Here is a 9322-nt window from a genome sequence, read left to right as displayed (position 1 = left end):
TTCCCGGTTCGACGAACAGCCGATCGTGTCAAATGTGGTCTAACAGAGCCTATTTTATTGGGGTTTATTTTACGGGAACCCCAGTCAACATCATCGAACTTTCTGGGGAATGTTGGGGAGGGGAGCAGGCCCGCTTTAGTCCCCGGCGGTGCTCTGACCTGTGCTGGGTTGACTATACGCAATGCGGTAGCTTCAACATGAGGCCGTCTTGCGGCTCATCGAGGCACGGCACCGAGAACTTCCAGGAAAAGTCCGCGAGGCTGCAGCCTAAGTCTAGTTCCGCATGGTCGTATTTTTCAATTTTGCAGCCAGGGTGATTCTCGTCTGGTAAAAGACGACATTCGACCGGTCGCGACCCGATGATTCGATACTCCTTCTGATATGCGTACTTGGGCGTTTTGATAACGAGATTGTGCGGGATGCCCTCAAAGATCTCGCGAATCAGTTTTGGCCCGGGGACGCCGTAGGAGATGGGACCGTGGGCGTAGACGCTTCCGTCGTCGGCAATGTGTCTGTCGGCGAGGCGTGCGAAGCTGTCGTACTGCACGATACCGATCCACCCGTCCGCGCACCCGAACTCCTGGATCATGCGCATCGGGTTTTTCACGGTGTTGTCGACGATATCGTTCTCGCGGACCGTGTACATGCAGTAGATGGGCAGACAAGTATATCCGTAGAGGCACACTCCGGGAGCCATGGACGCCTCGAGTGGATCGCCCTGCTCGCCAGGCAGGCCATGATAGTAGCCGGCCGCGTTCATGTAGAGGCGACCGTTTATCAAGTCGTCGATGTATGCTTCCTTGGGCGCGAACTTGAGTAGGTATGCGATGCCGTCTTTGAGCATATAAGATCCTTTCTTGGGTGGAGGTGCCCGGGCCGCCTTGTGCTTTCCGGCTTCTCACTGTCAAGATAAGGGAAATTCTCAGAACCTTCGTGCCGGATTGGCGTGGATCTGCGTCGCTTGGGGTGATGGCTCATTGGGACGCTGAGGCTTACGCAGCAAAGAGCTCCGGGGGCCTTATTCCGACCTGCTACGAAATGGTCTGTTGGTATATCGGTCGTAGTATCGCGTCTCAGCTTGACTGTGCGATGTTCACTTCCTTGTTTGCTTCACGAGCAATACGATGCTGGTCTTCGTATTCGAATTCAAGAGATACGCATGTCGATGCATCGAGGTCGAAAACGTAATTGTATCCAGGGACCGAGACGATAACAGATGCGAAGTGGCATGAGTGACCACTGGATTCTTTTTTCATGTTGGAGAGCGCTTCGCGAAGCATTTCCTCGTCAGCTAGAATATTGGATCTGACAAACAGCTCGTTTCTCCTAAAGGGTTCGTAGTCGCCAGAGTCGAGTCTGTCCAGCTTTTTGCGAAGAACCTCAATAATCAGCTCGAACGAATCCGAACCATTTGGGCCATACAGGACTCCTTTTTCGAAATGCGCTCCACATTGCTCAATAAGTTCGATTCGGCGTTTTTCCTGAGAAGAATCATTCTCGTATAGGAGTTTGGAATAGAGGGATTCTGCCTTTCTGCTGTCTTGTGATTGGGAAGCTGTTACCTCGATGCCCAGGGACTGTGCCCGATCGATCAGATCCGGTTTGTCGCTGTAAGCCAAATTGCCGTATTTGTCGTTATCGATAAATTGCAGAACATGTCTCGCATAACACTCCCAGATATCAATCTTGGTCCTGCCAAGGATGGGCATGACGTAGCTTTCGCTATCAATGGGGCTATGCATATGGCTCACTTCTGTTGTCCGGATTATGGGTTTGGTGTTTGCCTAATTGCGGATTCAAATATATTGAGGGCATTGTTCCGGCGATACGCGACCCTGCTCGTTTTTTATTCTATCGCTTTAGGGAAGCGGGTTGATTACAATCTCAACGCAACAGCCTGAGCGGCTGCAATGAAAATGAGAATTTAGGGTCATATGTTTTGTCGTTCGGCTCAATTTTTAACGTTGATTTTTGGATCGATAATCAGTAGACTATCTGAACAGCGGTATTGACGCGGATAACCTACGGGTCCCGCGTCCTGCAGAAAGGCGGCTGTCCTTCTTGGGATGGCTGCCTTTCTTCATTTGAGGAGCCTCAATGACAGCAAAGCCTTTCTTGCCCATTGACGATCAAGTCAGATTGCTTAAGCAAAGGGGTTTGACTGTTGACGACAACACGGCTCGCATTCTGATGAGCGAGGGTTATTACTCGATTGTTAACGGCTATAAGGATCCGTTTATTGATATGAGCTTAAGCTCGAAGTTCAATGAGGACCGGTATCGCAGCGGCGCAACCTTTTCGGACCTATATTCATTGTTTACGTTCGATAGGGAGTTGAGGTCTCTAACATTTAAGTTTCTCATATTAGCCGAGGCCAAAATAAAGACCGCGATCGCGTACACCTTTTCGAATGTTCATCGTGGTCCCAATGACTATTACTTGCAGTCTTCATTTTGTGCTCAAGACGAATATTCTGCGACGGGAAAAGACGAGGCGAGATACGCCCGTGAGATTTCCAATCTGACGAGCATACTTAGCCGCAGGGCATTAAAAAGTAAATCTGAATTTGTTGCTCACTATCGCAATGAATATGGTTCGGTGCCGCTGTGGGTTCTGGTTAATGATTTGACGTTTGGAAACATGGAGCATTTCTACAATCTGATGAAGCCCGGCGAGCGGCGTACTTTTTGCAAAATGATTGTAGATGCAACTGGGAAAACCGGATCGAAGAAAAGCGGTTTCTTTAGCGAAAAGGCCGCTCAACTTTCAATTGAAACACTCGTTAAATTCCGTAACGTTTGCGCCCATGACGAGCGTCTTTATTGTGCTAGGGTCGGAGGGCGCAAGAACATTAACTACATCCAGATGGTGTGGATGCTCAAACGTTATCTGACCGAGATTGAATTCAGAACGTTTGTCGAAGAGTTGACGGCTCTGCTGAGTAGGTATTTGAAAACCTACGCGATAAAGCACATACTCGACCAAATTGGATTTGTTGAGCTGCTTCAAAAGTCACAAGATGGCACCCTGTTCGATTGAGGCTGAGGGCGTCGATACGGTTGAGTTGTCCTGCAATTGATATCCAAATGATTGCACGACAATCTCTATCGAGTATCCAACTTTGCAGAATTATGAGCTGTGGTCAATGAGATGGTCGATGAGTTCGACGGTGGAGTGGTCACTATCTTTTACATTGAAGCCTAAGGCGATGGACATGCTTTAGATGGGACCGTTCTCACGTGCTGCTGGTTCATGAAGAGTTTTAGACAATTAGAATTAGTTTGGACATGGCTTATTTATCAAGGGGGGCTGGCAAGAATGCGTCGCAATATCTTTCTGGGTTTTGGTTGTAGCGGCTATCGCTCCTTTTTCGGAAGTGAAGACTCGCGCTTCGGTCCATTTGATAAAGTCCAAGTCCTAGCGGGACAGAATAACTGCGGAAAATCGTCTCTTGTTGATTTTGTTATTAAGGCAATGACATCCATTGACCAAAGAGGGGAAATCGCCCGCAATCGCTATCCCTTCACTAGGGAAGATGCGCCCTTGCTGCTGAAATCAGCGGGGGCAAATGACCCGTTGACTATTTCCCTGTGTATAGATCGATCTGTTTTATTGGAGTCCTCCAGTTTAAAGCGACCTTCTGGAGATAAGCGGATGGCAGAGCTTTCTGAGTTATTTTCCCGTCCGCCGTATATATCAAACGATGGAGATGGCGTTTGGCTTGACTTTCTAACGGCGTCGCCGGCTGCTGGGTCGTCTTTAGTAAATGATCTGATTGCGTCTTTCTCGCAGTATAAAAGTGCAGGCTTGTCTATGGACCTGAATCGCTGCTCCCTTGATCCTCTCCAACACGGCGGTGATGACGAATCGTGCTATGCCGACATAATCCGCAGTATTGTTCCGTGGGGGAATATCCCTCGCTTTGTTAAGGTCGATGCAATTAGGTCGGTTGAAGACGATGATTTTCCAGATCGCGATGTCGATCTTTGCAGCGGACGCGGTCTTCCAACAGCTTTGCTTCGCTTGTTTAATCCGGAGCGTTCAAATCATGCTCGGGCAGAAGCGCGGCTGAATAAGCTGCAAGGATTCGTGCGCGATGTCATGAACGACCCCCGTGCCTCTCTGCTTGTTTCGCATGAAAGCCATGAGATATCTCTTAAGACTTCCGATGCCGATTACCTGCCGCTTGAATCTTTGGGTACGGGAGTTACGGAGCTCGTAATTCTCGCTTCGATTATTGCTTGCAACGACAACAGCATTATCTGTATTGAAGAACCCGAAATTCATCTGCACCCGGCTCTGCAGGCGAGGTTTATGAAATACCTTCTCGAGGACGATTCAAACCGATTTATCATCACTACGCATTCTCCAACTGTTATTAACTATCCTGGCGTTCAGGTTGCCCATGTGTCTAAGACAAATGGAGTTTCTGGATGCAGACAGCTTGACGGTCTGGGTTGTGCTCGCGATTTGCTTGATGATTTGGGGGTCAAGGCCTCCGATCTGTTGCAAGCAAACTTTGTAGTGTGGGTTGAGGGGCCCTCGGACCGCGTGTACCTGAATTATTGGATTAAGAGATGGTCTGATGAGCATAACATTTCGCTCGAAGAAGGTATTCATTACAGTGCAATGATTTACGGTGGCAAGTTGCTGAATGCACTAGATGCAAGTGCTGGCGAAGATATCCCCGCGGAGCTGATATCCCTCTTTAGAATCAATACTCATCTCTGCGTGCTGATGGATTCTGATAAGAAATCCTCTCATTCGAGACTTAATTCAACCAAGCGACGCATTATTGACGAGTGCACACAGAACGGCGCAATGTCGTGGGTTACCTGGGGCGCAACAATTGAGAACTATGTTCCAGAAGATGTGCTTGCAGCTTCGATTGAGAAATGTTATTCGGGTAAAAAATGGGAGCATCCCCTTGGTGACAGATTTATTTGCCCGCTGAGCTTTACGTTTAAGGGTGGGAAAACGCATCCAGATAAAATTAGGATTGCAAGGACTGCCTGTGGGGCCGGTTTTTCTCCGTTGGGTGATGCAATGAAACGCGTGGCAGAGTTGTGCGATCTGATATGTGCGGCCAATGACGTTGAAACGCAGTAGGTGAATTATCGACCTGTCAATCATGATTGAGGGGTGCGGCAGCTTTGGACAATAGCGTTGCGTATGAGTTGTATCTATACACGATTGATACTTACAAGAGACTTGCCAGCACGCTTCCACTTGATGAGAGGCTTGCCCGTTTCGATCCTAATTGCTTTTCGAAATTAGGTGAACTTGAGCTTGGGGATGAAGCGTTTGCTGCGGTCTCGGTGCGTCTTATGCTGCAGCGCAAGTATTTTGTGCGCGGAAAGGACTTGTTTCTCAGGAGGCTGCTCAAGTCTGCTGAACGGGACTTCGCTTCTAGTAAGGATGTGATTGAATCCTTGCTGGATAGTCTTGATGCCCTTAATAGCCAATCAATTGAGTTTGCCTTTGGGGACGGCAAGGTTGTCGAGGGTGCCTTTGCAAACGTCGAAGATGTAATGTACGGAGTGCTGATGCACGCGGATATAACGCGGGCAGAGAACCTCGTCTCTGTTCCCGAACACATGAGACTGGTCGCCCTGGCACCGTATATCGCGGGGAGAGAACAGATTTTGCTGCAGTTCTCTGAGTTCCTTCTTAATGCTGGAATCAAGCCGCTATCGAGGAAAGAGGAAGCATCGGCAACTGTTTCGTTTGAATCAAAAGACGCTTGTCGCCAGATTGAGAATTCGCCATTTTGGCGAAATCTTCGCGGTAGAGATCTTGGGGATGAGGACATTGAGAAAAAGGTTCAGCAAGGTTCGCGCGATGATTTAGAGATAATCACCGCTGTTCTACTATTCAAAGAGGCGCTTGGCAGAAGGCCCCTGGACCCCAGCGAACTCAATTCCCTTGTCGCACGGGAGACCATTTTCAGATGGGGTGATTATTTGCAAGCCGCCGAGCTTTTGGAAGGGGATTATGGAATGAGCACTCTTGTTCGGTATCAAGAGGACGGCTCGGCCCTCGTAAAGCTTCTCCCAAACGTTCGAGAACCGTTTCTGATTGAGGGACCGCAGCTCATCGAGGGCGGGCATGAAATAGTTCTGGTGAAGCGGAACGGCATTTGGAAGATATGGGCTATGAGGTGACTCTTTTCATCTAGTTTGGACGGCCTTTTATCCATTGGCGGGCGACGTATCACTTCTTTTGCAATTTAACAGCCACATAGCGAGTACGGCCACGCCCAGTCATATGATTCCCGGCGCTAAATAGCAAATCACTGACGTGGGCGCATGGACCGCGTCTTCGAGAGTCGCAACAGTTGACGAGGAATCGTCGCGTAGGGATATAAAGAATCTGGTGAGTGCGTTAGCCAGAGATGGCTTTACCGGGTTGCCGATGGTGGAGCCGGGCGCTGGAAAAGTTCTTTGTCTTGTGACGATATGTTAAGATCGATACCGTTCAGTTCCCGGATCCGCGGGTCGGTGTAGTTGGCGTTGTAGATTGTCGTGTGCACGTCTTCAACAAAGCGGCTTCGCCTGTTTTCGGTTTCTTGATGGCATGGAAGCTCATCTTTTCTTGTTCCCCCAGGTCTCTTAAATTGCCTCGTCGAGAAGTTCTACAAAGAGCCTACTGTGACTTGCCAACTCATACACTGCAGTATAGCTTGCGCCCGCTTTCGCCTCGTGCCAGGCAAGCGGATCGTAGTAGGCGAGAACATTCAATACTGGAAGAAGGCATTGATATGGGAAGTGCCGTGCCTTTTTGCCACCAAAATGCCCACCGTGCTTAATGGCGTAATTCATAAGATTTGTTATGGTCTCGGCCGGCTAGTTACGGGCTGATTTCCTCAATCAAGGGGAGATGGTGTAGAGTATTTTCCTACAATACAAAAGCTCTTCGGGAGCTTTAAGGGCGACGCTTTCTGTTAGAGAGTGTTGCCCTTTTTTCATGCATGTAATGTGCGACGTGCTTGCTAAACGCCATTCCGGCAATGGGATGGTCGAGTGTGGGCGGTTTGCACCTTGCGCCTGCTGTCATTGGTGTAGCAAGCACTTGATTTAGCCTACTTAAAGTCTATAATCAAAGAAAAACCCTGAAATATCTTTTCAAAACAATGAAAGGAATTTTGAGGCCGATGCTTTGCCAGTTTACCTTCAGGAACTATAGATCCTATCGCGACGAAACTGAGCTTTCCATGCAGGCAACATCGATGAGGGAGTTCGAGCGCTCCCTCATAGAGTGCCCTGACGGGCAGAGTTTTCTTCCGGTGGCTGCGGTGTACGGACCTAACGCTGGCGGCAAGTCTAACCTGCTCGAGGCGCTTGACTACATTCGTTCGGCGGTGGCCAGGCCTATCAGATTGCTGTCTGCCAGCACTGATGCGCCAGAGGGTAACCGTCCTTCGATACCCCGTTGCTCTGCGTTTGAGTTCGATGACGTGTCTGCTGCCGAGCCCACCGAGTTCGAGCTCTACTATCGCGCGGGTGAGCACGAGTACCGCTATGCCCTGTCCGTGCATGCGGACGAGATCGTGTCCGAAGGCCTATGGCGGCGAAAATTGGGAGCGTCACGCACGGCGATGCTGTTCGAGCGTGAGGGCGCAGAGGTTGAGCTCGGTCCCACGCTGCGTAAGCTCGTGACGGCTGCGAGATTCAACCCGAGACTGCCGTACCTGTCGTTTCTCTGCATCAACTTTGACGCGCCGGTGGTCAAGGAGGCTGCCAGCTGGTTTCTTGACGGGGTGTTCCTGAACTATAACAGCTCCTATCTGGAGCAGATGCTCGAACAATTGCTCGATGAGGATGACTCACCCGAGGTCACGCGTTTTTTGCGCGCCGTTGATGTACGTATTGATGGCTTCAGAGTGGAGAGGGCGCCGGAGTGGCGCGGCCAGCGCGTCTTCGTGAGGCACGAGGTGGGCGGCAAGGCGTACGAGCTGCGTTTATCCGAGGAATCTGCCGGAACCCAGAAGCTCATGGGGTTGGCTGCGTATCTGATGACAGCGCTTGAGCGTGGTGGCACCGTTGTGGTAGACGAGCTCGACGCCAAACTGCACCCGAAGCTTCTTCGCTATGTGATTCTGCTGTTTAAGGATCCTGGGGTCAACAAGAGTGGCGCGCAGCTCATCTTCTCGTCCCAGGATGTGTCAACCATGCGAAACGATGTGTTCCGCCGTGACGAGATATGGTTCGCTGCGCGCGGCGAGGGGGAGGCGAGCCAACTGTGGTCTCTCGCCGACATCCACGAGGCAAACGGTAATCTGGTAAGCAAGAACGCGGCTTTCGACAAGCAATACCTGTCCGGTCGCTACGGCGCCGATCCGTATCTCACCCGCATCGAGGAGTGGGATTAGCATGGTGGCGAAGAAGTCGAAGGGCTGGCGTAGCGGCAAACGAGAGGGCCGCTCGCGCATGGTTCAGATGACGCGTCATCTTGTAGTGAGCGAGGGCAAGGAGACCGAGCCTCGCTACTTTGAGGGTGTGCGTGCGGCGTTGGGTGCGGCGAACGAGCGTAAGGTTGCCATTGTCGTTAAGGGGACCGGCAAACACACACTTGACCTACTTGACTTTGCCGTCGAACACTGCCGCTATGCGCCCGAGACATTCGACCATGTGTGGCTCGTGTATGACAAGGATGACTTTCCTGCGTCCGACTTTGACGCGATGGAGCGCAAATGCGACGAGCTCTCCGATGGTTCGAGGACCTTCCATGCGTTGTGGTCGAACCCCTGCTTCGAGCTGTGGCCTCTTCTGCACTTTCGCTACACGACCGCGCATATGTCCGCGTCCGACTGCCAGCATGCCCTCGCGCAGGAGATGTCGAGAGACCTGGGCATCGAGTACCGCAAGAACTTGGACGGGCTGTTCGAGGTGGTGGACGGCAAACGAGGCGAGGCATTGCAGCGTGTTGGGCGCCTCGTCACATACCATAGGGGGCTGGGTAACGTTAAGCCATCTGCGCAAAACCCTGCAACTAAGGTGGGCGAAATTTTCGATGTAATCGGGCCGTATCTGGCTGGCTAGTCGAGTCTGTGGATTGGCTTTCCGGTTAGGGCGATTGGCGGATTGTGATGCGCGATTGCAAATCCGGTGCGTAGGAGAAGTGCGGAGAAAAATCGAAACTCGCCGAGCATAGCCCGATTTCAGGCAACAAAACCGCAGGTCGCGGGTGCCCAAAACTAGGGTCTGGTCGACAGGTCTCGGTTTTTCACCCCACTTCCGAATTGGTCGCTCATTTAACACTCTCGATGTGGTGGCGCGCGCAGACGTGGTGTAAGAGCGTCCCGAGGTCCGTCGCTGCAAGT

At 51.0% G+C, this 9322-nt stretch carries 7 protein-coding genes; 5 read left to right on the top strand and 2 right to left on the bottom strand.

The genetic code is table 11. The features are described 5' to 3' along the window. Nucleotides 1-172: 172 nt before the first annotated feature. A complete protein-coding gene (locus tag DWV43_RS09585; RefSeq protein WP_117818387.1) occupies nucleotides 173-844 on the bottom strand; it encodes a hypothetical protein in 672 nt (223 codons plus the stop codon). A gap of 229 nt (nucleotides 845-1073) precedes the next feature. Next, nucleotides 1074-1742: a hypothetical protein gene (locus tag DWV43_RS09580; protein WP_117818385.1), complete on the bottom strand. Its 669-nt coding sequence runs from the start codon at nucleotides 1740-1742 to the stop codon at nucleotides 1074-1076. A gap of 355 nt (nucleotides 1743-2097) precedes the next feature. On the opposite strand from DWV43_RS09580, the gene DWV43_RS09575 reads away from it, so the two are divergent. The 5 genes from DWV43_RS09575 (at nucleotide 2098) to DWV43_RS09555 (ending at nucleotide 9041) form a co-directional block, all read left to right on the top strand. Beyond that, a complete protein-coding gene (locus tag DWV43_RS09575; protein WP_117818383.1) occupies nucleotides 2098-3039 on the top strand; it encodes an Abi family protein in 942 nt (313 codons plus the stop codon). 279 nt (nucleotides 3040-3318) lie between these two features. Next, nucleotides 3319-5109: an ATP-binding protein gene (locus DWV43_RS09570; RefSeq protein WP_158569865.1), complete on the top strand. Its 1791-nt coding sequence runs from the start codon at nucleotides 3319-3321 to the stop codon at nucleotides 5107-5109. A 44-nt stretch (nucleotides 5110-5153) separates the two neighbouring features. Then, entirely contained in the window at nucleotides 5154-6164 is a 1011-nt protein-coding gene (locus tag DWV43_RS09565) for a hypothetical protein (protein WP_117736263.1), read from the top strand. Between the two features lie 1064 nt (nucleotides 6165-7228). Further along, nucleotides 7229-8371, top strand: coding sequence for an ATP/GTP-binding protein (locus DWV43_RS09560; RefSeq protein ID WP_158569864.1), 1143 nt, complete (start codon nucleotides 7229-7231; stop codon nucleotides 8369-8371). A 1-nt stretch (nucleotide 8372) separates the two neighbouring features. Beyond that, nucleotides 8373-9041, top strand: coding sequence for an RloB family protein (locus DWV43_RS09555; RefSeq protein WP_117818377.1), 669 nt, complete (start codon nucleotides 8373-8375; stop codon nucleotides 9039-9041). The last annotated feature ends 281 nt before the right edge of the window (nucleotides 9042-9322 follow it).

The organism is Collinsella sp. AF05-9 (assembly GCF_003465595.1).
Taxonomy (GTDB): Bacteria; Actinomycetota; Coriobacteriia; order Coriobacteriales; family Coriobacteriaceae; genus Collinsella.
The sequence above is the reverse complement of the archived record's forward strand: the minus strand, read 5'-3'. Positions and strand labels throughout refer to the sequence as shown.